This is a genomic window from Vibrio sp. PSi01, assembly GCF_054960695.1.
The window spans coordinates 90,880-116,502 of the sequence record NZ_JBHNYN010000003.1; the positions used below are offsets into that span (position 1 = coordinate 90,880).

General features: G+C 43.1%; 17 protein-coding genes. 8 read left to right on the forward strand and 9 right to left on the reverse strand.

The annotated features are described in order from the left end of the window. Nucleotides 1-368: 368 nt before the first annotated feature. The 6 genes from ACFI6G_RS05915 to ACFI6G_RS05940 all read right to left on the reverse strand — a co-directional run bounded on the left by ACFI6G_RS05915 (nucleotide 369) and on the right by ACFI6G_RS05940 (nucleotide 12,878). Nucleotides 369-1,937 carry a polysaccharide lyase family 7 protein gene (locus tag ACFI6G_RS05915; protein ID WP_010438370.1) on the reverse strand — a complete coding sequence of 523 codons (1,569 nt, stop codon included), beginning with the start codon at nucleotides 1,935-1,937 and terminating at the stop codon, nucleotides 369-371. 423 nt (nucleotides 1,938-2,360) lie between these two features. Beyond that, complete coding sequence (locus ACFI6G_RS05920) at nucleotides 2,361-4,109, reverse strand: polysaccharide lyase family 7 protein (RefSeq protein ID WP_016791659.1); 1,749 nt, start codon at nucleotides 4,107-4,109, stop codon at nucleotides 2,361-2,363. 258 nt (nucleotides 4,110-4,367) lie between these two features. Then, on the reverse strand, nucleotides 4,368-6,239 hold the full coding sequence (locus ACFI6G_RS05925) for a methyl-accepting chemotaxis protein (RefSeq protein WP_010438366.1): 1,872 nt from the start codon (nucleotides 6,237-6,239) through the stop codon (nucleotides 4,368-4,370). Between the two features lie 1,087 nt (nucleotides 6,240-7,326). Beyond that, on the reverse strand, nucleotides 7,327-8,208 hold the full coding sequence (locus ACFI6G_RS05930; RefSeq protein ID WP_010438364.1) for an NAD(P)-dependent oxidoreductase: 882 nt from the start codon (nucleotides 8,206-8,208) through the stop codon (nucleotides 7,327-7,329). 594 nt (nucleotides 8,209-8,802) lie between these two features. Then, nucleotides 8,803-10,881 carry a DUF4962 domain-containing protein gene (locus tag ACFI6G_RS05935; RefSeq protein ID WP_016791914.1) on the reverse strand — a complete coding sequence of 693 codons (2,079 nt, stop codon included), beginning with the start codon at nucleotides 10,879-10,881 and terminating at the stop codon, nucleotides 8,803-8,805. Nucleotides 10,882-11,099: 218 nt separating this feature from the next. Continuing rightward, on the reverse strand, nucleotides 11,100-12,878 hold the full coding sequence (locus tag ACFI6G_RS05940) for a sodium:solute symporter family transporter (RefSeq protein WP_010438360.1): 1,779 nt from the start codon (nucleotides 12,876-12,878) through the stop codon (nucleotides 11,100-11,102). 1,139 nt (nucleotides 12,879-14,017) lie between these two features. On the opposite strand from ACFI6G_RS05940, the gene ACFI6G_RS05945 reads away from it, so the two are divergent. The 4 genes from ACFI6G_RS05945 (at nucleotide 14,018) to ACFI6G_RS05960 (ending at nucleotide 17,501) form a co-directional block, all read left to right on the forward strand. Next, nucleotides 14,018-14,488 carry a hypothetical protein gene (locus ACFI6G_RS05945; protein ID WP_016785024.1) on the forward strand — a complete coding sequence of 157 codons (471 nt, stop codon included), beginning with the start codon at nucleotides 14,018-14,020 and terminating at the stop codon, nucleotides 14,486-14,488. 25 nt (nucleotides 14,489-14,513) lie between these two features. Further along, the gene (locus ACFI6G_RS05950) at nucleotides 14,514-15,440 is read left to right on the forward strand and encodes a tripartite tricarboxylate transporter substrate binding protein (protein ID WP_010438355.1); all 927 of its coding nucleotides are present in this window, start codon (nucleotides 14,514-14,516) and stop codon (nucleotides 15,438-15,440) included. A gap of 88 nt (nucleotides 15,441-15,528) precedes the next feature. Next, on the forward strand, nucleotides 15,529-15,990 hold the full coding sequence (locus tag ACFI6G_RS05955; RefSeq protein WP_010438352.1) for a tripartite tricarboxylate transporter TctB family protein: 462 nt from the start codon (nucleotides 15,529-15,531) through the stop codon (nucleotides 15,988-15,990). Nucleotides 15,991-15,998: 8 nt separating this feature from the next. Beyond that, a complete protein-coding gene (locus tag ACFI6G_RS05960) occupies nucleotides 15,999-17,501 on the forward strand; it encodes a tripartite tricarboxylate transporter permease (RefSeq protein WP_016791658.1) in 1,503 nt (500 codons plus the stop codon). Between the two features lie 210 nt (nucleotides 17,502-17,711). Here the strand turns inward: ACFI6G_RS05960 and ACFI6G_RS05965 are convergent, their stop codons facing one another. Next, complete coding sequence (locus ACFI6G_RS05965; RefSeq protein ID WP_010438348.1) at nucleotides 17,712-18,428, reverse strand: FadR/GntR family transcriptional regulator; 717 nt, start codon at nucleotides 18,426-18,428, stop codon at nucleotides 17,712-17,714. A 264-nt stretch (nucleotides 18,429-18,692) separates the two neighbouring features. Between ACFI6G_RS05965 and phnD the strand changes: the two genes are divergently transcribed. The 4 genes from phnD to phnE (ACFI6G_RS05985) all read left to right on the forward strand — a co-directional run bounded on the left by phnD (nucleotide 18,693) and on the right by phnE (ACFI6G_RS05985) (nucleotide 22,246). Beyond that, entirely contained in the window at nucleotides 18,693-19,649 is a 957-nt protein-coding gene (gene phnD / locus ACFI6G_RS05970; RefSeq protein ID WP_010438345.1) for a phosphate/phosphite/phosphonate ABC transporter substrate-binding protein, read from the forward strand. Between the two features lie 139 nt (nucleotides 19,650-19,788). Further along, nucleotides 19,789-20,607: a phosphonate ABC transporter ATP-binding protein gene (gene phnC / locus ACFI6G_RS05975; protein ID WP_010438343.1), complete on the forward strand. Its 819-nt coding sequence runs from the start codon at nucleotides 19,789-19,791 to the stop codon at nucleotides 20,605-20,607. Next, a complete protein-coding gene (gene phnE / locus ACFI6G_RS05980; RefSeq protein ID WP_010438342.1) occupies nucleotides 20,604-21,404 on the forward strand; it encodes a phosphonate ABC transporter, permease protein PhnE in 801 nt (266 codons plus the stop codon). Before phnC ends, phnE (ACFI6G_RS05980) begins: the two co-directional genes overlap by 4 nt. Nucleotides 21,405-21,415: 11 nt before the next feature. Beyond that, complete coding sequence (phnE, locus tag ACFI6G_RS05985) at nucleotides 21,416-22,246, forward strand: phosphonate ABC transporter, permease protein PhnE (protein ID WP_010438340.1); 831 nt, start codon at nucleotides 21,416-21,418, stop codon at nucleotides 22,244-22,246. A gap of 83 nt (nucleotides 22,247-22,329) precedes the next feature. Here the strand turns inward: phnE (ACFI6G_RS05985) and ACFI6G_RS05990 are convergent, their stop codons facing one another. After that, nucleotides 22,330-23,166 carry a fumarylacetoacetate hydrolase family protein gene (locus tag ACFI6G_RS05990; protein ID WP_010438337.1) on the reverse strand — a complete coding sequence of 279 codons (837 nt, stop codon included), beginning with the start codon at nucleotides 23,164-23,166 and terminating at the stop codon, nucleotides 22,330-22,332. A gap of 301 nt (nucleotides 23,167-23,467) precedes the next feature. Beyond that, nucleotides 23,468-25,621, reverse strand: coding sequence for a heparinase II/III domain-containing protein (locus ACFI6G_RS05995; protein WP_010438334.1), 2,154 nt, complete (start codon nucleotides 25,619-25,621; stop codon nucleotides 23,468-23,470). Nucleotides 25,622-25,623: the final 2 nt, after the last annotated feature.

Sequence of the window (25,623 nt, forward strand, 5' to 3'; positions counted from 1 at the left end):
TAATCATCCTAGGTGCAAGGTATTATCAGCCAATAAATTGCCCTTAGTATCTAGTGTTAAATATAAGTATTGATAGCGATATGGCGATCAGTTTGAACAAACCCAAAGCAACCTAAGCCAATGTTTAACACTAACCCTAGATTGTTAATATATGGCTTATTGATGCAGGTCTATGAACGAATGAAAGGCTATGTGTTGGATATTAGATTAGGGGATCGGAAAGAGGATGCTCAAAACAGAAGTTAAGGTCAACCACCAACTTTTAATCTATATGCCTATCTTTAACAACTGATGGTTTCTGCCCAAATAACAGACACAAAAAAGCCTCCAAACTCGAGAGGTTGGAGGCTATTGTTTATCCGTTTAGATTACTTTTTGTATTGATCGTGCGATACGTCTAGCTGGTAGAAAGTCGCTTGTGAATAATCGTCTAGGTCACCACTGATGTTTTGATTATATACACCAGCCTTGAAGTACATGTACTTACCACCTGCGTCGTAGCCGCTTTCGCTCATATCTACGACTTGTACAACGTCATCTTTGCCTTCACGCATTAAGCTAACAGTCATCGTGTTGCCTTTAACGTCAATACGGTAGCTGAACACCTCACCAAGCGCGATACCATCGTCACCTACTTCAGCTGTCATATCGCCCACTAGAGGGTAAAAATCTTCTTTTGTCGCATCTTGGCTTTCGTGTGCAAAGTAAACCGCACCCGTTGCTTGGTTTGGTAGTTTACGGTAGTACAAACGAATTGGCTCATCGTTTTGATCATGAATCTGACCAATGATAAAGCGGCCTACTTCGTTCGCATTACCGGTCGTTGTTGCGTGATCGATTTTCAAGGTAGCTTCTAGAACACCATCAATACCCGCTGCCGCTTCTAAATCTGATTCAGGCGCGCTTGAAAATACCCAGTTGTTCTTGTTAACACCCTTAGTGCTAATAGATTGGTCACCGCGGCGCATCATTTCACGAAGCTCCGTACGTGCGTACTTAGTGTTTTTAGAGGTACGTACACCCTTCACGTAAGCTTTGAATACTAGGCCGCCATCGTCAGCAGTATAGAAGATTTCTGGATGCTGGTAACCGTTTGCTAGGTTCCACTCAGAAACATCATCAGGCTTGCCATTTTTATCATGATCGAAAGGCTGAGATAGATACCAGTGGGTCATATCAAAGTTTTCGCTCGGAGCATTACCTGCTAGAGGTGTTTCAGGTAAACCCGTTGGTACAGGTAACGCAGTGCGTGTTTCACATTTCACTGTTGTCTCACAAGGGTAAACCGCTGCGACACCGAAATTACCAGAACGTAGATCTTTACGTGCTGCCTTACGCGCTTTTTCCGCAGCTTTCATTTCAGCGATCATTGTTTGTTCTGCTGCTACTACTGCAGGGGTAATAATGTGGCTAGTAGGACAAGCGTTAACGTTACAGTTAACAGCAGCTAACTCAGTCACACTGTTCCAACCGTTTTTGGTGTTGCCGTGACCAACGTATCGTACGTAACGAGCTTGAACTGCTGGCTCAAACTGGAAACGCTCTAGGCCAATCGCTTTACCTGAACTCATTTGGTTCTCAAGTACTGTTGTCCAGCTTTCGCCATCAACACTGACTTGAATATCAAATTTAGATTGACGCTCGTTACCTTTGCTAAATGATGCCTGAACAGCGTCAAATTCTTGAACTGAGCCATAGTCCAACATTGCCCACTCGCCGTCACCTGCTGAAGACCAACGTGTTGTTAGATCTTGGTCAAACAAACGATCTGGACCGTTACCATCGTGGCTGCTAGCCGTCATAGCAACCGGCGTCAGGAGAGCTTCACCGGTTTCTTTGTTGTTTGGAAAATCAGCAGTAGGTGTGCTCGTGCTCGCACAACCAACCGCAAGTAAGATAGAAGAAGCGAGTAGGGTTTTTATAGTAATTTGTTTCATATTTAATCCATTATTATAATACAAAGGCAGCATTTATAAGTGAAAGTAGAACCTGCAAACACGAGCTATAAGGCGATTCCTCTCTCAATATTTGCGATAACACAAAAATATTACGTAATCTTATAATACAAATAAAACATTTCGTTGAATAAATGAGACTGAGGACACTTTCCGTTTTTCCATACTTTAACTGGATCACATTTCCTATTGATAAAAGACAATATATATTAATTCAGAATGCGAAATGAGCTCACAAACTTAAAAATTCCAAGATAAAATTGCCATTTTCAAACTCAACGCAGCTGGTCATACATCATTGTGAACGGACCCTATATTCACCTCTCCGAAAAGTAAAAAGACCACATTGTTAGTCACCAATGTGGTCTTAAAATTACCGTAATAGCTCATTAGCCATCTATCAAATCAGTTATGTTCAACCCTTAACGAACTGAAGCTCACATCAAACACTTCACCTGTATAGTCGCTATCTGGCTTAAATTGTGGATAGATACCCGCTTTGAAATAGAATGCGATATCGGTAGATGTCCACTCTGACGTTAACGAAACAGTGTCCCCGTCTTTGTCTTGGTAATCTTCGCCCCAAGGAATTAAATGCGAAACCGTATTGGTTCCATCTGAATCATGAGTTGCCAGATAAACACCGTCTTGATTGGTTCGAATCGTATATCGCCACTCTTCGCTGGCTGAATATGTACCTAATTCAACACTGAATGGTTCACAATCGCTGCAATCTTGATTGTTGCGCTCAAAATCGGAGTTGAGTATAACTCGGACGGGCTTATCCTCTCCTTCCCATAAGAGCTTCACCAGTGCTTGATTAATTTTCCAACCATGGATTTGTCCGAGTACCACTTTCGGGTCTTGGTTATTGAGATTTGGATAGTTTTCAACTCGTAATGTTGCCGTCAATTCGTGAGTGGTTGCACTTGTTCTTATATCGTTCAGATACCAACTAGTGTCTTCATCGCTGGTGCTGCAATCCGGTTGTGCATTGCTTTGATACAACTCTCTTAACTCAGAACGAATATAGCTAGAATTTTGTGTCGTAGTGCCGTACCCCATATCCGCTCTAAAGTGAATTCTTCCTTCATCCGTGTTGAAATAAGAAAGATCAATATCGCTATGGTAGACATCGCTGTCATTAGCGAGAAGGCCCTTGCTCGACTCACAACGTTCAGGCTCTAATTCAGCAGCACTATCGCCGCCACTGCCATACCAAGTATCTTTGCTCGCGGGAATCGTCAACTTCCAATCATTAATATCCCAATCGTTTGAACCACTGATTTGGGTTGTGGTGTATCTTAACGCTTGAAAATAGGCCGTAGCTTCACCATTTTCAAACTGGTTATATATACCCGCTTTAAAATAGCTTAGGAGATGCTCCCAATAGGCGATATCTTGGTCCACTTTTACTTCATCATTCACTTTGATCGACAATGTATTTTCATAAACAGAAAGATCAAATTTAGTAAAGCTATCAAGATCTGCCTCTCCTAAATCGTACCGATCATAAGAGGTGGCATAACAGTTTGAAGAGTCTGAAGCACTGCTGCAGTCAATGGCGTTGTTTTTCATTACGGCCCAATAGTGGCCTGTGATACCATCGCGTTCTTGTTCCCAAACCACACGTAATAGCGGATGAGGAATATAACCAGTTCCGCTCTCGTCCGTACCTTTATTATGTATCTGTAACATCGTCACTTCATCATGATCGGCAGGTGAGCTCGCCATTGCATGTTCGATATCAGGTAAGCTTATTTCCGCATACAGGCTTCGTCTTACACCCGTTTCATTGATATCGAAGTTTTCTCCCTCACGAACCTCAGAACGCATCTTATAGTTCGCCATTTTAAAAATTAGGTTTTCCGTCTCTTCATCTGCATAAAAGTAATCACTGATGTAACCATCGAAATCGCCATCTTTCACTTCAGAGGTTTTGTTACCCTCTGTGCCGTTAGGATCCGATACCTGAAGATCGGAACTAGAGAGTATGTTTTGATATTTTGCGATATCGTAAGGTGCGACAACACCATAAGACGTTCCTGGATTGCTACCAGATGGGTCACTGCTGTCACTTGAATTATTTGAACTGCTTCCACCGCAGCCATACGTAAGCGAAGCGAGCACGACGACAAAAATTGGCTTATTCACATTTATCTCACTTATCCATAAGAGTTGAGTGATAATGTATATTTGTACTATTTTATGTCAATTGTGTAGTTATCAGAATGTGAGATGCGACAAATCAAGTGAAATGAGTAAGGAATACGGCGTTTTCTATATGATAAAACGCAGAAATGCCACTCTAAACTCGAACGTTATTGAGTGGCTTTCAGTGTGATAAATTAAGTTAAGCTATTGAAAATTAGTATTAATTAGCACCCAATTTAAATATTAATTGTGAACCTGCTAAACTTTAAAGCTGCTCATAAGCTCACTGACGCTGCCATTAAGCGTTTTGATTTCTGCCGACTCTGTCAGTTGGTCTTGGCTTAACTTGTTCAGCTCTTCAACGAAGCTTTCAATCTTATGCATGTTCTTAGCAATACTCTGAATCAATGCGTTTTGCTCCACAGAAGACCCCGAAATGTCGTTATTGAAACGGCTCACGGTTTCCATCTGCTCAGTTAGCTTAGCCAGCATGTTTACCGCTTGGATTACTTGAGCACGAGTCATCTCACAATTACTTTTGGTCAGTTCAATCGATTTAACTAAACCATCTGATTTCGACTGTAAACCCAATAGCGCCTCTTCTATTTCAGAAGTGCTGATTTGAGTTCGGTTAGCCAGTGCACGAACTTCATCAGCCACCACAGCAAAACCTCGACCGTGTTCGCCGGCACGCGCTGCTTCTATCGACGCATTCAATGCCAGCAAGTTGGTTTGCTCAGCAATACCACCAATCACAGAAACGATAGACTGTATGCTCTGCGTTTCGTTGGCCATAGACCGGATGTCATCAGAAGTCGTGCACACTTGCTTTTCAAGATCACTGATATACGTTTCAGTTACCGTATTGATTTGCTTGGTTTCATCACTGAACACGGCCGCATCTCGCGCTGCGTCTGCCGCCGATTGAGAGCTCTTCTCTACTTCGTTAGACGCTTCTGAAAGCCCATTAATCGCAGAGACAACTTGAACGGTTTCGTCAGTGTGAACTTTCAACACATTACTGGTCTCTTTACAGCCCTCTCGAATACTCAAAACTTTGGTATCGAGATCCGAGTTCTTGAATTTCACGTCTTTAACCATTTCTTGCAGGCCAATGATGAACAAATTGATGTCTTTAGCGATGTGCCCTAAGTCATCATTGCCCTTCTCTACCAGCCTTCGAGTTAAGTCTCCGTTGCCCTGAGATAGATCGTGAACGATTTTGCGCAGCGACACTATTGGGCGGTAAAAACGATTCAGAAGCAATATCATCAGTATCACTGAACCAAATACACAAGCGACAATCAGCATTCGAGTACTTGACATCACACCGTTCAATTGATCGAGCGCTAGCTCAGGATCGATACTGGATATCATGTACCACTCTTTTTGGCTGCCGATATCAACTTTCTTCGCCATCAAGATCCTTGGGTTTCCATCAATTACGCCCTCGATAAATTGATCAGGCTGTTCAATGGCATTTTTGAGTTTCATCTGCGTGTCTGCAGAAGATATGTTGGTTTGCGGAAGTACGTTCTCTATTGTTGAAGCAACAACCATCCCTCTTTCATCAACAATGATACCTTTCGCTTGATAAATTCCGTCTAACTGTTCGAGTTGCGCTTTTAAGTCATCAAATCGAATGTCTGCCATGATCACACGGTCTTGATACGAATACGTCACACCAATCATTGGTACTTGAGTACTCTTAGTGAAAAATAGGTCACTAAAAGATAAACCTGACTTCAGTTTCGCTTGTTGATACCAAGGGCGAGTCGTTGGGTTATACTTTTCTTTTAGTCCAACACCGTTAGGGAAAGACTCTGAAGGTCGAGATGTATAAGAACGTCCGTCGTCGAAACCCACCACAATTTTGTCGATGCCACCTAGCTTAGCGGCATAGTGCATAAGCGCTTCGTTAGGTACCTGGTATGGTGACTTCATGAACTCTTGAGCAACTGAATTTACGGTATCGATGGTTCTCTGAACGGTATTTTCAATTTGGTTAATTTCTATCGTTAACGAATGGTCGATCTCGTTGTAAATCGTTTGGTTGACTTGTTCTGTCGCCAAATCGAGCGTAAACCAGTTCGTGAATACTAAAGCACTGGTACTAACGATAGCCACCATTAAAATCAGTTTTCCTTTAAACCCTAGAGACAATTTTGAATTCATAAAACTCATTATCCATATAACCTATGTCTATTATTTTCATCCGAATAAAATGGTCATATTTTGCATTATCGAAGATACGGTAAAACGTTACGTATCCATGTCGATTCATCGCTACAACCACAATTTAATTAATATTGTATGTTTAATTGGCAACTCTTTCTGTGAGCGATCTTGATATATTAAAACCGGCTGTAAACACCCTGTGACATAGGTATCATTTATGCATTTTTACTTTATCCTTGTCGGATAAAATCGTCAAAATTTTGTAAAATGTCCGAACTTTAAATAAAAAGATCCTATTTTCGCCGATAATTATCATCAATAATTTTAACTGTCCTCTGCGATCTAATCATGCGTAAAAATGACGATGAACTCACACTTTCACAAACCAACCATTCACTAAAGGCATTCAAGACCAAGATTTATTTGTAATACAATAAGCCTTGATGTATGGTGTATTTGAATCATAACTTAAGTTCTTTCTGAATCCTTTTGTTCAATTCAAAGTGGTAATTGAAGCAATTTGCTTTGAGGTCATTGAACACGTTTAACGTAGAAACTGTCGGGGGATCTCGTTAATCGTTATTTCACTTATGATTGTTCATTCGTTTTTTCAGACGGCTCGTCCGAATACGCCCACATAGTCACCAGCTGTGTGGGCTTTTTTTTGCTTTCTTTTCAGGTGTTCGAGCTGATAATCCGCTTAAAGCTAGACAACAACAGTGTTGGTTTTAAAGTTTGCGGCTTGGTTTACTAGGAACTTAATTGACTAAGGTTTCGGTTTACCAAAAGATAGGCGATTGGCTTGATACGAGGATAATGGCTTGAAGCTGAATGGCGTTGGAAACTAACGCATTAAGAGTTGAAATCAAATTAGAGCTTTGATTAGGCAAAACAGAACGTAATTAGAAAGGAAGAATAGTAGAAAGAAAAACGATTACGAAGAGTTGTATGAGAAAATATGAACTGCAGATAAAAACGAACCTCGTTGAGGTATCGCTGCCAAAAAGACAAGCCATACCCTAACGAGGTCGTACGTCGATTACTTCTCTAGTTTAGCGAAGTAGTCGAAGATTACTGGTACGTCGTTTTGACCAAGACCTGCATCAACAGCAGCCTGTAGGCTTGTTGCAGTACCTTGAGCAATTAGAGACTCAGTACCTAGCTCTTCACAAAGAGCAAGGAAGTAGCCAAGGTCTTTGTTTGCGTTTGCAACAGAGAAACCTAGCTTCTCTTCACCGTCTACAGCGTAGAACTTACAGAATTGCATAAACGGAGAGTTAGATGGACCTGCAGACATGATATCAAACAGTTGTTGGCCATCAACACCAGCGCGTTGAGCAACAGCGAAAGCTTGAGACATAGTCGCAACAGTTGTCATACCCATGAAGTTGTTCACAAGCTTAGTCACGTGACCTGAACCTAGAGCACCTAGGTGGAATACATTTTCGCCTTGCTCTTCAAGAACAGGTTTAACTTTGTTGAAAGTTTCCATGTCGCCAGCAGCCATGATGTTCAGAAGACCATCTTTAGCGTGTGCAGGTGTACGGCCTAGAGGAGCGTCGATCATGCCAGCGCCTTTCTCAGCAAGAGCTGCACCGATTTTCTTAGTAGAAGCAGGGATAGAAGTACCGAAGTCTACTAGTACTGCGCCTTCTTTGATGCCCGCAAGAACGCCATCTTCGCCGTATACGATTTTTTCAACAACAGCTGAAGTTGTAAGACAAAATTGAACAATGTCACTTGCTGCAGCGAGTTCTTTAGCAGAAGTGAATGCAGTCGCATTGCCGCGATCTGTAACGCGAGCAACAGCTTCAGCGCTTAGGTCCATTACGTTTACGTGGTAGCCGCGCTTTTGCAGGTTTTCAACCATGTTGCCGCCCATAAGACCTAGGCCAATGAAACCGATTACAGGTTTAGTCATGTTCAAACTCCAAATATAGTATTGTATGATTATATGCTCATTATAATAACTACGTCTTTCTCGTTTCGCAATAGTTTTAAGGCATTCATTTGATGCTTAGGCGTAAGTTGTGACGGCGATACAATTTACGACAAAATATGGCTTACGTTTTATATTTACCGGAACGATATCCCCTTTAAGAAACCGTTCATTTAAAAAATGTCGCACATTATAGTTAACGCAATAAATATGAGCACACTAAAACCAACCTACTTTTAGTTCTCTATTTCTTTTTCTACCAGTGGCTGAGGTCCTTCATTATTAATAAGTGATGAAAATTTCTTGGAAACCACAAAGCCATACATACGAGCCTCTTATACGACCCTGAACATTTGCACTCAACATTATTGTCGAATACGTGTCCTGTCTTGCCCTACATCAGCTCCATCAGCCCGTACCATTGGTTTGCCGTTGAGAGGCTATCAAATGCTCTTTAGCATTAACCCAAGTAAAATGAAGGTACATTGGAATAAAGATTGTCATTTTCGCTAGGCAAAAAAAAACTCCGAACTTTCACTCGGAGTTTTTATATCTAGCTTCTGTTACTTCAGCGAATTACAGTTCGATCGAAACCGTTTCACCGTCAACATTGAGCACTAACATGTTGCCTTCAAGCTTGTGAGACACTTCAACTTGTTCGCCTTCGTTCTTATTAGGAACAAGAAGCGTCAGGATGTTGTGCTCTTTAGACGCCTTGAATTCCACTTCAACGTGACGGTGGATCTCAAGATCTTTGAACTCGTATGGGTCAACTTCACCAAAGCCTTCAACGTTCTTAACTGAAGTGATGTTATTAGCAGACTTGTTGATAAAGTTTACGTCTAGGTGCGCAACTTCGCCGCGGATAGTGAAAGACTTGTCTGCCACTTCGTTTGCGAAAGTGGTGTGCATGAGCCAAGTCATATCTTTCTCTTCAGAAAGCGTTGCCTTGTCTTGCATTACGAATACTTTACCTTGAACGAACCAGACCTTACGCTTGTAAGATTCAATTTCAGGAACGAAGTACTTGTAAGAAGCCGTTGCATCACCTTCAACCATCTTCACATCAGATTCTGTGTCGAAGTCAGAAATAGTACCGCCCGCTTCGATACAGAAACGATCTTGGTGGTTTTCGTAGCCTGTGTTCTTGTTCTCACCATACTGACCTTTGCCGCCAAATAGTGGAAGGTTTTTAGAGAACGTTTGACGACGCCATTTCGTGTGCATATCAACACCGAAACCACCGTAGTAGCCAGTGATTGACGCTAGCGTTTCACCGAATGCATGCAACGTGAATGCATTTTGGTCACCGTGAGAGTGGCTGATTGAGCCAAACGGAGAACATTTAAATACCATATGGATATGGTTATCACGCTCAGTCATCTTGTTGTGGAATGCAGCCCAACCCGTGATTGGGAATACTTTCAACAGTGGATCGTTCGATGGTGCTTTCTCTTCAGGTGCATCCCAAAGGAAGTTGAAACGAAGATCGTCGTAACCGAAGTCCCACCAACCGAAGTTGTAGAATTTGGTGTGTGCTTCAGTATCACGGCCTTTCAATTGATTATAGTACCAAACGTATTCAGGCTTCTGGTTAACACCCGCATAGTGCTTGATGTTGTAAGCCAGTTTTAGACCTGGGAAATCACCGATTGAAGACTGGTCACAAAAGCTCGCGCGCTTAGAGTGAACAGGCATACAGTAAAGCGGGAAGTCACCGGTGTTTTCATAGAATGTTTTGTTAAACATGTCTACGCCACAGTATGCTTTCAATAGATCGAATGCTTCACCTAGGAATGCAGTTTGTGTGTTCCAGTAATCCGGACCTTCAGCCCAACCGCCGTCTACACCGCCCCATGGCGGGTAATGTACTGCGTAGTATTCTAGCGCGTATGCGATGTACTCGCCTGCTTTCGGGTGATCGTGGTAAAGCGCGATACACGTTGGAATAATAGCAGAAGAGATCGAACGAACACCGTGGCTGTTTAGCGGGTTGTTCAATAGATCAACCGTCACTTTTAGGTGGTGCATGATTTCGTCTAGACGCTCAATCAAAGCATCTTGAACTTGCTGACGCTCTTCATCGGTGAAGTAACCGTGTAACCAGTCGTAGCCCCAAGCCATAGCAGCGATAACACGGAAAGCCGCTTCGTCGTTATAGCCACGAGAAGTCACGCCTTCTGGATCGTAGGTAGACAGTTTTAAAGTCCAAGCTTTTGCTTTAGCAATGAGCGCTTCGTCTTCTTTTACTACACCAGCGATAGCTAGGTTACGTGTCGCGTTCAATGCCATTTGGCAATCAACGTACATTTGACGCCAGTAAGGACGCCATAAAGAGGCTTTACCTACCGTCTCAGCTGGGTACGCTTGAGGCTCTTCAAAAGGAGCAGTCTCAAGGAACTTAACTGTCGAGTTGTTGTAGAAATCATCAAACATACAGTGAGCTTCATCAGCTTTCACTTTCGCTTTGAATTCTTCTAACTGATCAGCTTGAACAAGAAGACGTGGACGCGCTTCGCTCAAGTTGTCTAGGAATGATAGGTCGAAGTCACGTTTCTGTACTTCGATAGGGAGTAGGTCTACAAGATTACCTGCTGAAGTATCATTCTCCAGCTTCATCTTCCTGATTGCATCAAGAGATTTTTGGTCGCTCATTCTAACTCACTTATTTTCAAGTTGACTGAAAGGAATTAGCAACAATATACGTCTTATTGTAGGACAATTGAATGTATTTCGGTTCAATCGTACAATTTTTTACAGTTTTCGTGATTTAGGTCTGATGTTGTAAGGCTGACACGTTTACTCGCTTCGCAAAGCAAAAAATGCGACGCCCTTTCGAGTCGTCGCATTCTATTATAAACGTTTTCTATGTATTAGCTTTCAGTCACTGCTTTCGCTTGCTTGCCGCCATCATCGACCGCTTTCACAAGTAGTACACCAACACCACCAACAATCACACCACATAAGATGAAGACTAGACGTCCCCACATTGGGTTAGTTAGCAGAGCCATTAGCATAATACCAATACCTGCTACTGCAATCAGTTTACCAAGCATTTCACGCTGCTTGTTATCCAGTACTTTCTGTTCCGCTGACTCCGCAACTAGAGGAGTAGACAGATTACCGAAGAACTTATCAACGTCTGCTTGACGCTTATCAGACAGTGGTTTGTAGAACAATGTCGATAGGATGAAGAAGCCACCTGTTAGTGTGATGTGACCAATTAGACCAATCGCAACTTTAACATCAGACCATTCGCGGCTCGTTAGCTCTTCAAGACCGAATACAGATGACACCATTTCAGCATTTACAACGAAACCTACGTAGTAAGACACAAGACCACCCACTACTAGCGTACCCCAACCTGCCCAGTCTGGAGTCTTCTTGATGAAGAAGCCAAGGAATGCAGGGATTGTCATTGGGAAGCCGATTAGAGCACCAACGTACATCATTGTATCGAACAGGCTCAAACCTTTAAGCGAGTTAATGAACTGGGCGATAAGAATGATAGCAATACCGAAGACTGCAGAAGTAATCTTAGAAACTGTTACCAGCTCTTTCTCACTTGCGTTGCCTTTACGAACAATAGTTTCGTAGAAGTTCTTAACAAAGATACCTGAGTTACGGTTTAGACCTGAGTCCATTGAAGACATTGTCGCTGCAAACATCGCTGCAACTAGAAGACCTACCATACCTGCTGGCATGTACTCTTGTACAAAGTATAGGTATGCAAAGTCACCCGCTTTCTTACCTGCTTCTGGGTAAGCTGCTGCTAGGTCGACACCTTGACCAGCAATGTACCAAGAAGGCATGAACCAGATGAATACACCACAAAGCATTAGAATACACGCAAGTAGCGCTGCTTTCTTAGCGTTCTTTGAGTCTTTAGCCGCTAGGTAACGGTAAGAGTTAAGCATGTTGTTCGTGATTGAGAATTGCTTCACGAAGATGAAAAATGCCCAGATGCTGAAGATGCTTAGGTAGTTAATGTTGTTACCAGAAAGGAATGAACCGCCTTCTGCTACAGGGAAGTTACTGACGATTTCGCCAACACCACCACCTTGTACAACCGCTACAACCGCACAAGTTACCGTAACTGCCATGATGATAACCATCTGCATAAAATCAGATGCGATAACTGCCCATGAACCGCCCGTTACCGACATAGCTAATACTACTAAACCAGTAATCCAGATAGTCGCTGTCATGTCGAAGCCGAAGATACCAGAAGCAATGATTGCTAATGCGTTTAGCCATACACCTGCAGAAACCACACTGTTTGGCATTGAAGACCAAGTAAACACTTGTTCGTTAGTCGCGCCAAAACGCATACGGATTGCTTCTATTACCGTCACTACACGTAGTTGGCGGAACTTAGGCGCGAAGTATGCAAAGTTCATGAAGTAACCAAAAGCATTGGCTATAAAGATAACCGCTACGGCAAAACCATCGTTATACGCTTTACCTGCCGCACCGGTGAATGTCCATGCACTAAACTGGGTCATAAAGGCGGTTGCACCAACCATCCACCACAGCATATTACCGCCCCCGCGGAAGTAATCACTGGTGGTACTTGTAAATGTTCTAAACATCCAACCTATCGCAATCAAGAATAGGAAATAAATGCCGACAATAATCGTGTTGAGTTCCATCGTGTATCCTTTGTCCGTTGTAATTTGATACGAGGACTATAGGAAATCTCAAACCTTATTTGTAGTACAATAATCCAAATAAGTGATGGTGATCTTATTTTGATTGATTAAGTTAATTATATATATGACATAGGATGGAATATGGCTAATCCATTAAGGAAATTACTGGGGTTTGAGGTGAAAACATGAAAAACCACCCATCAATAACACCACCCTATAAAAATCAATGACTTACAAAAAATTGAGACTTTGCACACTTATTAACAAATACAATCAAACACATATAAATATAAAATTCTCAAAAATAATAAAAGCCAAATCAGAGCTGAATCACCCTCATTTATCACACAATAAACCAGTGTTTTATATCAATTGAGAGTAGCTAATTCTATTAGAATTCTACGTAAGTTACTCAATATAGAAGCCACATATCTTGTTGAGATGATGATGGATTCAAAAGATAAAAAATGAAAAATCTTGGATGGCGCATAATTATTTGAGGAGAGATCGAGTGTCTAAAACACAAATCTCGCCGCAATATTCTCTTAATTACGATGGTAAAAAGAACTACCGCTAAACGTATACAAGAAAAATTGCCTTAAGAAAGAGTTAATCGGGAGTGAACCAAAACCGTGCTACACATGGTGCAACACACTTCTTAAAAACAAAAAAAGCATTCACTTGGTATACCTTTTTGACTGGTTTTGATGAACCTATAAATGGTTCATCGGGACGTTTAAGTAGTTCACATGATAGTTGAAACGCGCGTTTAGCTTAACGGTGGTTAGCGTCTTGCAGGTGAGCCGCTGACATGTTCGCATATAACTCGTAGTGTTATAGGACGCTCGATTATCAATCCAAAATTTTCTCCCATATGAATTAACAGAACGGCGAGCATATGGTGGTGAATTTATATCTAGGAAATCAGCCAAAATAAAACTGGATCTGTGTCCATTTACACCCAGCTCAAAAAAAGACCAGAATCACACTATTTCCGCCAGAATATGGTCAAAACAAGATCGAAGTCTTGTTAGAAGACTTTCACTTGTGATCGCTCCCCGCTTCCAAGTCATCGTTAATTGAAGAATTATTGTCATACAATATTCTATATTCATCTACCAAACGTAAGGACATGTGGAATGCGATCAATGAAAGATATCACTCAAGACGCTATCGATATCGTTAAACCCTCTATCGACAAGCTGTTTGAAAGAACGAATAGAAAAGAACTGCATATTGTCGTTATGAATCCACACCTCAAGCCTTGGGAAGCCTCTTTTGAAGACGCCATTCTATATGAAGAGTCGTTAGGAGCTCCTGACAACTGGACAATCAAGTTTGATCACCTTGCCCGTAAGAAAGCACAACAAGCGTGGCGAGAATCGACAAGCAATCTAACACTGCACTCCCAACACCCATCTTCACTACGTGACGAAGACTTACTGTTTTATGGTTCGTTTGTTTACGGAAACGTGGTTGTTGCCTGCAGTGGTGTACAACAATGGTATGACATGCTGATCAGTGGCTGGATAGCGGTAGCTATTGAACAGTTAGCAATGCACGAATACCAAACAGAAAAAGCAGAAAACCCTACAAAAACATATCGCTAATAATTAGAAACAGAAGGTACTTATTATGAGTAAACTATTAAAATCCATTATGCTAGCAGCCGGTATACTTGTTTCTGCAACGTCAATTGCAGCTGACTATCCAAGCAAAAACATTCGCTTAGTTGTGCCATTTGGCGCGGGCGGCGGCACCGATGCCGTTGGTCGTACTCTTGCAAATAGCGCGAAAGACATTCTTGGGCAAAATATTTCAATCATGAACCGTACTGGTGGCGCAGGCGCAGTTGGGATGAGCTTTGGTGCTCAGCAGCGTGCGGATGGTTACACATTAACAGTAGTAACACGTGAAATCGCTTCACTTCCTCAAATGGGTTTGATGCGTCATACCGCTGACGACTTTAAACTCATTCGTTTAGTTAACTTAGATCCTGCGGTCGTATTGGTTGCAGCAGATAGCCCATACAACACGATTAACGACCTGATTAAGGAAGCCAAAGAAAAACCAGGCAGCGTAAAATTCGCTTCAACCGCTGCGCCAAACTTCTACCTAATGTCTCTTGAAAAAGATCAAGGCATTAAATTAAACGCTATCCCTTACAACGGTGCATCAGAAGCAATTCCTGCTGTACTAGGCCATCACACAGACGTCACTATGGTTACTCCTGGTGAAGCTATCGCTCAACTTCGTTCAGGCCAACTAAAGGCATTAGGTGTCATGTCTGAAGAACGTATTCAGTACATTCCAGATGTTCCTACTTTGAAAGAGCAAGGCATTGATGTAGTAACAGGTACATGGCGCGGTATTGGTGCTCCAAAAGATACACCTGATGCAGTAATCGAGAAGCTGGGGGCTGCATTTGATGAAGCAATGGCAAGTGAAGAGTTCAAAACTTTCATGGCGAAAGGTGCAATGACGATTCACAATCTTGATGACAAAGCCTTCACTGAGTTTGTTGCAGAAGATACAAAATCATTGACTCAATTAATTCAATAACCTTTGTTCAGAGGCACAGCTTTTATCAGTTGTGCCTCTGTTACTAGTTTGTACCTTTCCCTTGCTTTACTTTTTAGGGGTAAACTCCATGTCTAACTCTCACTCTTACTTAAACCGAAACGTCGTTTTCCCTTCTATCATCATTATCCTTAGCGCAATCGCGTTCGCGCTGATCACTCAATTTGATCGTCCGATGTACCAAGATGCAAGTGTCGATGCAAAATTCTTCCCGATGATGATTGTGATTGCCCAAATTGCTATCTGTATTGTTCTCATCGTTCAACACAAATTAAAAGGTGCCTCTGAACAACAAGAAGCGATGATAAGCAAGATGTCGATTTTCGGCGTTGCTTTTCTTATTGGCTACGCATTACTCATCAGTGTAGTTGGCTACCTTTATGCTAGTTTGATTGCATTTATGTTCTACCTCGTTTACTTCAAAGTGAAGAAGCCAATCTATTACGTTGTCGCCGTTGTCTTTGTGTTCGCGGTTTACTATCTATTTGGCGAGGTGTTCTACATCGCGCTTCCTGAAGCAACGTGGTCTTAGGAGGTCATATGTTTGAATATCTAATCGATGGTCTCGCAACTGCAGTTAGCTTTGCAGTGCTTCCTGTCCTTGTTTTTGGCGTACTGGGCGGCGTTATTTTAGGCGCACTACCCGGACTTACAGCGACAATGGGCGTGGCAATTCTCCTTCCATTTACCTTTGGCATGGAACCGACTTCAGCCCTTGTGATGTTAATTGGTGTATACATTGGTGGGATTTACGGTGGCTCAATTGCCGCAATTTTACTTAAAACCCCAGGAACACCGGCTTCTGCAGCAAGTGTACTCGACGGTCACACTATGGCTGTTAGAGGACAAGCAGCAAGAGCATTAAGTATTTCTGCTGTTGCATCATTTATTGGCGGGCTGTTAAGTACTATCGTCCTCATCGCGATTGCGCCTAAATTAGCGACCTTTGCACTGCGTTTTAATGCGCCAGAATATTTTGCACTCGCTCTGTTTGGTTTAACGATTATTGCGAGTGTTTCTTCGAACAACATTTTTAAAGGGTTACTTGCGGGAACCATTGGATTATTGGTTTCAACTGTTGGACTCGACCCAATCAGCAGTGTGCCAAGATTTACTTTTGACATCATGGATCTTTACAGCGGAATCAATGTCATCCCTGTCTTAATTGGTTTATTCGCTCTATCTGAGGCATTAAACCAACTAGAGAAGCTGTTCTCTGAAAAGAAAGTCTTTGCACCGAAATTTGACCACAAACTATTAAGTAAAAGTGATCTCAAAGAAATGCTACCAACGGCCATAAAAAGTGGTTTGATGGGAACAACTATCGGCTCGGTACCGGGTGCTGGTGCTGATATATCTGCATTTGTTTGTTACAACGAAGCAAAACGTTCGTCTAAGAACCCAGAAGAGTTTGGTAAAGGCTCGGTTCGTGGCCTTGCAGCCGCTGAATCTGGAAACAACGGCGTAACGGGTGGCTCGCTAGTTCCGTTATTAACACTAGGTGTCCCTGGAGATGCCGTGGCAGCGGTTCTTCTTGGTGCACTTATAGTACAAGGACTCACACCAGGCCCACTGCTATTCGCCCAAAACCCCGAAGTGGTTTATGGCGTGTTCAGCTCAATGTTGGTCGCTAACCTTGTGATGTTAGTGATTGGTTTACTGGGTATTCGCTTCTTCTGTCGAATCATTGAAGTACCGAAGATCATCATGATTCCAATCATTGTCTTCCTTTCAATTGTCGGCGCTTACGCAATTAACAACTCGATGTTTGATGTGGGTATTGCAATCGGTTTCGGTCTACTTGGCTTTATCTTAACTAAACTGGATATCCCTTCTTCACCGATTCTGCTTGCGATCATCTTAGGGCCAATGGCAGAAACAAACCTTAGAAAATCACTGCTGATGTACGATGGCAGTTGGTCTTTCCTTTATGAGCGTCCTATTGCTCTCGCGTTTATCGTGTTAGCTGTATTCTCGGTTTATTCAACGTTAAAAATGAAGAAAAAGCAGAAACAAAAGCAAACTTACGAACATCATGATTAGCCGCTTGTTTAAGCTAGAATATTGAAACAACTCAAAGCCAGAGACAACAGTCTCTGGCTTTTTTCATACATGAAAGCAGCCAATTTTCGTAAACGGTAGACAACAAAAAAGGTATGCACTTGGCATACCCTTTTAAGTCGTTTATCCGAGCGTAATGCTGTTCATCTCTATATGAGGTGACTCATCTACCTACGCTCTAGATTATTTCTATTACGCCGTCGCCAGACGGTGGTTGGCATCTTGCAAGTGTGCAGCAGACACAACTCGTGCCTTATCACTATCACCAGCCATGATTGCTTCATAGATTCTACGGTGTTCATTGATACACGTGCTTCCTTCTTCAGAAGAGTGCACGATGAAGTTCACGAACATCGTAGTCAAGATATTGCCGAATGGCAGGTAGAAGTCATTACCTGTCGCATTAAAGATCAAGCTATGAAAACGAGTATCAATATCTGTCCAACGCTCTTGATCAAATACTTCAGCCTCATCCACTTCTACCATTTTTTGGAAGATTTCTGAAAGTTCAATGCGTTGTTCAGCCGTTGCAAATTTAGCCGCCAGTGCGCACGCTTCAGGTTCTATCGCACGGCGAAGGCCTAAAAACTGAGAACAGAATTGATCTATGTCGGTTAGACCATCCATCCATTCAATCAGCTGAGGATCAAGAAAGTTCCAATATGCGCGGTCGACTACACGAGTACCGATTTTCGGGCGGGACTCTAACAAACCTTTAGAAGTTAATAGTTTAACTGCTTCACGTAGTGCCGTTCGGCTAATACCAAACTGTTCACATAACGCCATTTCACCAGGAATAATAGAACCTTGCGGCAGATCGCCAGACAAGATTCCACGAGCGATTTCACGCGCTACTTGCACGTGCAGGCTACGCTTCGAGCCCGAAATTGAATTAAAAGTGCTAACCATAAGTTCACTTATTTTATATGTTATGTTTATGTATTATTTAAGGATTACTATAACAGTATTTCAACCTACAGCCAATTGAGTAAAATCAAACAAAGAATAGCCCATTAATTTACCCGCTAAATCAGATAGTTAAAAGCATCTAATTTCATTTAACGAGAAACATCATGTTACACCATTCATAAATCCGTCATCAAAAAGCAGCGGTTCTGTCATCGTCGATTCCTATACTCCCTTCCCAACAGATAACTCAACTGGACTGAAACAATGAAACCGACAAAAACTAATCTCACGCTTAAAAGCGCTATTACTGCTGCGCTGATTTTTTCTGGTTCTGCATTAGCAATGGATTCACGATACGAAGATCGTTCTGGTAACTTAGTTGCTGACGTTCCCCAAGATGAATCACAATGGGTCGACCCAAACACGCTGATTTTTGCTTACACGCCAGTTGAAGATCCAGCAGTATACGCTGATGTGTGGAGCGAGTTTTTGAGCCACCTAGAAAAAACAACCGAAAAAACGGTTCGTTTCTTTCCTGTACAAAATAACGCAGCTCAAATTGAAGCCATGCGTTCTGGGCGTCTACATATTGCAGGCTTCAACACTGGCTCTACCCCACTAGCGGTCAACTGTGCTGGTTTCGCTCCTTTTACCATGATGGCGGCTGAAGATGGTTCTTTCGGTTACGAAATGGAAATCATCACTCATCCTAGTTCTGGCATTGAAAAAGTAGAAGATCTGAAAGGTAAAAATCTCGCTTTCACAGCGCAAACTTCTAACTCTGGATTCAAAGCTCCATCTGCAATTTTAGATGCTGAATACCAACTTCAACCGGATCGTGATTTTAAACCTGCGTTCTCTGGCGCGCACGACAACTCTATCTTAGGTGTAGCACATAAGGATTACGATGCGGCGGCCGTTGCTAACTCGGTGTTGAACCGCATGCTTTCACGTGAAGTAGTAAAAGAAGACCAAATCAAAAGTATCTACAAGTCACAAACCTTCCCGACTACCGCTTACGGTACTGCACATAACCTAACACCTGAACTACAAGAAAAGATTCAACAAGCATTCTTCACGTTTGATTGGGAAGGCACCAAACTGCAAGAAGAATTCGAACGTAACGGCGAGGCAAAATTTGTTCCAATCACTTATCAAGAGCACTGGGAAGTGATCCGAACTATCGATACAGCGAACAAAGTGTCTTACACGTGTAGCTAAGTTCAAGCGAACTAAAAAGCCAATAACACAGAAATACTAACTGCAGGCAAACACGCCTGCAGTTATTCAACACTCTTTCCGGTTTGCTCTCCACGCCTGCCTCTGGCGAACTCTTAGTACACCGTCTTATAGGAATTTTATGTCTACTCTTACCCTTAAAGGGCTTACCAAGCACTATTCCAGTTCTGACAAAGCCCTAACTAACGTCAGCTTGTCAGTGAATGCTGGCGAAGTTGTTGGATTAATTGGCCCATCAGGAGCAGGGAAATCAACACTTATCCGTTGTATTAACCGACTAACAGAGCCCACCAGCGGCGAAGTTATCTTTTCCAATACCAACTTAGAGACGCTGTCTAAGCGCCAGCTAAGACAATCTCGACGTGAAATTGGGATGATTTTCCAAGAATACGCATTGATTGAGCGCTTAACGGTGATGGAAAACGTACTTTCAGGACGTTTGGGATACGTGAATTTCTGGCAAAGCTTTACTCGTCGTTTCCCTGAATCGGATATCCAAGCCGCTTATGCCCTACTCGACCGAGTTGGATTATTAGAGCACGCCAATAAAAGAGCCGATGCCTTATCAGGTGGTCAGCGTCAGCGTGTCGGTATTGCGCGTGCGCTTGCTCAAAAACCAAAGCTATTACTGATTGATGAACCAACAGCCGCACTCGATCCACGTACTGCTCGTCAGATCATGCGATTGATCAGCGAGATTTGTTCAGAGCAACGACTTCCAGCCATCATCAATATTCACGACGTTCAGTTAGCAAAACAGTTTGTTGACCGAGTTGTCGGCCTAAATGCAGGCTGTGTGGTATTTGATAACCAACCAAACCTGCTCACCGAAGACGTACTCACACAGATCTACGGTGAAGAGGATTGGAGCCAACAGGTAGAAGAAGAGGAAGATGACCTGAGCATCACTCACCCTCATTTGTCTGAGGCAACAGTATGATTCAGTCATATCCAAAACAATGGACCAAGCCGCCACTGATTTCCAACCCTTGGTTACGTTGGAGCTTAGTCATCATCGTCGCGGTGTATTTATACCTTGCGACTCAATCGGTACACGTAAACTGGACTCGAATTTACGAAGGTAGCGAGCGCGGCTGGCAGTTCATTTTGGCTTTCATGAACCCAGATTTCGGTGGACGGTGGAATAACATCTCGCAAGGTTTAATTGAAAGCTTAACCATGACGCTCACATCGACCGTGGCTGGTGTTATTCTTTCTATTCCATTTGGATTAGGTGCAGCGAAAAACCTTGCTCCGACTCCGGTTTACCTGTTCTGCCGCGCGTTTATTTCTATCGCCCGTAGCTTACAAGAGATCATTGTCGCGATTTTGTGTGTGGCTCTGTTTGGCTTCGGTACGTTTGCTGGTTTTGTCACTCTCACATTTGCCACTATCGGCTTTCTCGCAAAACTGTTCGCCGATGAGATTGAAGCCATTGACCCAGCACCACTGACGGCAATGCGTGCAACAGGGGCGAGTTGGCTACAACAAGTTAATTACGCAATTCAAGCACAAGTGATGCCTCGTTTCATTGGGCTTTCGATGTACCGACTCGACATCAATTTTCGTGAATCTGCTGTAATCGGCATTGTTGGCGCAGGTGGTATTGGCGCTACGTTAAACACAGCAATGGACCGCTATGAGTACAGCGCAGCCGCTGCTATTCTATTGATTATTATCGTGATTGTGATGTTGTGTGAATACCTATCAACTATCATCCGTAAGTATGTGCAGTAAGGAACGACTCAATGAGCACGCTAAATAACACACCGACAAGCGTCATCAATCGTACCCAATGGAAGCGTTACGACAATAAACAGAGCCTGATGCTCTGGATAGGCTGGCTTTGCTTTGTTGCTTTAACTGTTTTTGCATGGCAAATCATGAACAAAGATACGATTTGGTACTTTGTAACTGATTCACCGAACCAACTTGCTGATATATCTTCACGTATGTGGCCACCAAGGTGGAGTTACTTAGAGTCTCTTTGGAGCCCTTTGTGGGACACAATTAATATCGCAACACTTGGCACACTGTTAGGGATCGTACTGGCATTTCCAGTTGCATTCTTAGCCGCACGCAACACAACGCCAAGCACTACGTTTATCAGGCCTATCGCACTGTTCATCATTGCGGCAAGTCGTTCGATCAACTCGCTAATTTGGGCGCTCTTGTTGGTGGCAATCATAGGTCCTGGATTACTGGCCGGTATTATCGCGATTGCTCTGCGCTCAATTGGTTTCGTGGCTAAATTGATGTATGAAGCGATTGAAGAAGTGAACGTCACGCAGATGTCAGCGATTCAATCGACGGGTGCATCTCCCCTGCAAGTATTGAACTACGGCATTCTTCCGCAAGTAATGCCAAGTTTCATCGGCACAAGCTTGTTTCGCTGGGATATCAATATCCGCGAGTCTACAGTCTTAGGTTTAGTAGGAGCTGGCGGTATTGGATTGAAACTGCAGGAGTCGATGGCGATGCTAGCATGGCCTCAAGTAACGGTGATTTTCTTTGCGATTTTAGTGACAGTCGTCTTCTCAGAATGGTTAGCAGCCAAAGCAAGAAAAGCCTTTATTTAATCAATACATCATAGATGTCTATCAAAGCCTACTTGCAGAGTAGGCTTTTTTGTTCATGGACAAACGATAAGCAGGTTTCAAAATTAGAAACGTATTTCATTAGTGACAGTCCCTACCCCTTTGATCGTGACCGATACTTGATCTTTATCGACCAATGCATGCGTTCTCCCCGGTGTGCCCATAAATACAAGGTCACCTGGTTTTAGAGTAAAGTAATGGCTTAAGTAACTGACAACTTTTCGCGGGCTGTGAATCATGAAAGATGTATTTTCTTGCTGGACGATATCGCCGTTAACACGTGTTGTAAGTTCGACATCGTTATAATCAACCCCTTTCACAATAGTATGACCAATCGGTCCAAATCCATCCGATGCCTTAGCTCGTAACCATTGTAAATCACTGTTCTGCCAACTTCTCTCCGTTATGTCATTACCCACCGTGACACCGAAAATCGCGTCCTCAGCTTCTTCTTGACTCGCTTTACTGATCTCTTTTCCTATCACTACGACGAGCTCACCTTCAAAATGCACGTTCTGAGCATCAAAAGGGGCATGAATAGTTTCACCCGATAAAATCAAAGAAGATGGAAGCTTCAGAAATAATGGCGGTGATAAATCAGGATGAGAAGCGGCGTGACTCACGTAATTCATGCCAACGGCAAATACTTTTTCTGGTTCAGTCGGAAGCAGTAGATCAACCGATTCAAGTGGAATCGAGGTTTTCTCAACGGAGTACTCGCTAAAGATGTCGCCATTGATTGGAAAAATAGTACCTTTCGTCAACTTTCCGTAGCTGATTTTGTCTTGATAATGGTAACGCACGAATTGATCTGTATTCGCGTGATTTTGCGTGTCATTTGCTAGCGTATAAGTAGAACAAGAAGCTGTAAGTATTAACGCCAACCCTTCCATTAACTTCATGATTTATCCTTAGTTATTTTATTCCTAACACTTACTGTAGCTTACACATCGACACCATAGTGACTGTTTTCTATTATTTAACGCATTCTCTTTCTTTTCCCACATTTTTCCTTTCCTACACGCATAAAAAAACCGAGCAACTCGCGGTGAGTTACTCGGTTTGACTTATTCCCGATGTATTCAGTCGTTGTTGGTATCAACGAACGATTTTGCAATCACGACTGAATTCAATGTGATGCTTCGTTCCCGCAAAGCACCACATCAATACATGCCATGGTTAAACGGCATGTATGTTAATCATTTACAGTTGAGCAAATGATCCTTCCCACGAGTATGTCTCACCCGCGAACTCAACAGTGTGAGTTGCTTGCTGCGTGTCTTCAGCTTGGTTTGAGATACCGTAGTGGTAAGTGTTGCCAGAAGTAGTCTGAATGCAAACAACAGTCCCGACACTGTTATGGCCCACAACAGACACTGATTTAACTAGACCACGAGCGCCTACAGAGGCTTCGATAGATTCGTTAAAGTAACCATGCGTTTCTAGTACAGAAGCAAACACGTGGTTTTGACCAGACTGACGTAAGATAAACGCAGGTTCACTCTTAAGATTGAAGTCTGGATCGTTAGCACCAGTGCGAGCAAAAATCACTTCGCTGCCCGCATTACCGCTGGTTACTAGGCTGTAGTAGCTGCTGTCATGTAGCCAGCTTACTAGAGAACCCTCTTCGTTCACTTTGCCTGAAGCCACGTTCCATAGGTGTTGGTAACCGTTGTCTTCACCTAATGGCTTAAGCGTTTTTTCCATGTTGTAATCGAAATCAGTACGGATGATCTGGCCAGAGTGGTGAACGGGAAGATCGTACTGGTGCTCAGCGTCAGCTTCGATGCGGTAAACATCAATCACTAACGGCTTCTCGAACTCAGGAAGTTCAGCAAGAATCACGCTGCGTTGCATGTCTACGCCTGTGTAGTACTCAGAAATTGTGCCGCTCATGCCTTGCAAAGACTGGTCGTCTGCTACGAAGAAGTGCTTCTGACCAAACTTAGACTCAGCCAATGCTGTGTTGAAGTTATTCTGCGTTTTCTGATCAACCGTTACTGTGTTGTGAGCAACCGTCTGCTTACAGTAAGACTTGTTCTCTGGAATGTAACGACCACCAAACTTAGGCTCAACGTTTACCCAGCGACCGAAGCCGTAATCGTGCAGCACTTCGTGGCCACGGTTGAATACACTTAGGTGCAGTCCATCGTAGTGACCGTGGTCTAGCGCAGAGTGGTACTGGTGATCGCTGCCGTGTTGACCGAACCAGATCAACGCCATGGTATCGTCGTCTTTCTCATCACGGTGACGAAGAATGCTAACGCCGCCTTTCTCACCTTCAGGGCCGTCGGTAACGAACAGGCTACCCCAGTTGAATGGTTTGATTTCATCAGCTGCTTCAACAGCGTCAGACAATGTTTTACCTGAAGCATGAACCCAAACGTTTTGTTGGTGGTTAGCCATACCAAGCAGAGTTTCAGTCTGCTCGTAACGGTGGTAACACACAGACGTTGCCATGATAACGCCTTCATCGTTGATAGAGATCGTCTTCGATGAATCGTTCAGAGCTGGCAATGTACCGTCTGGGAATGCGGTTTTGAATACAGAGTAAGATGTTGTCTTGATCACTGAATCGTTGAATTCATAGATACCGACTTCAGGCTGACGACGTTCAATCGCTTCTGCGAACAGGTAGATTGGACGTAGAGAGAAACGGTGGTAGTAAGGACCTTCCATGTAGTAGCCGTCTGGCGAAAACAGTTGGTCAAGTTGCGCTAAGAAACCGCCGCTTACTTTGTCCAGTTTCAGGCCATAAAGTGCTTTATCTACAGATTCTTGATCGTTGATCGCGTAACCACAGATACCTACCGCTGCCACTGCCCATAGGCCGTGGTTGTGTACGATATCGAAGTCGTGTGCGTAAGTAACAACGAACATTTCGATCATTTGCTTAAGAAGATCGTCTTCGATCAGACGCTTCTGCTCTTCAGAGATTGTGTGGTAAATACAGCTGTACGCACAAGAAGCGTAAAGCATCCACATGTTCTCGTTCAACGTTTGGTGGAACAGCTTACCCGGAGGGTTAGAGTCACGGCTTACGTTGCTTTCCAATGTTGGGTATACCGTCGCGTACGCTGTTAGCATATCAACGATGTAATCACGGTACTTAGTTTCCTCAGTGATAAGGAACAAACGACCCGCTAGATCCATATGGATGTAGTTTTGCTTATGACGGTTATGTTCATAACCGCCACCTTCGCCGTGACCTGGAACTTCGATGCCAACTTCAGCCATGTAAGCGTCAGTTTGTTTAATGTCACGAGTTAGTGCGTTACCTAATAGGCTATCCTTGCCAAGTTCTTTACGAAGCTCTGCTGCTTCTTCAAAGTTAAGTAAAAGTGGTTGATAGCTCATTA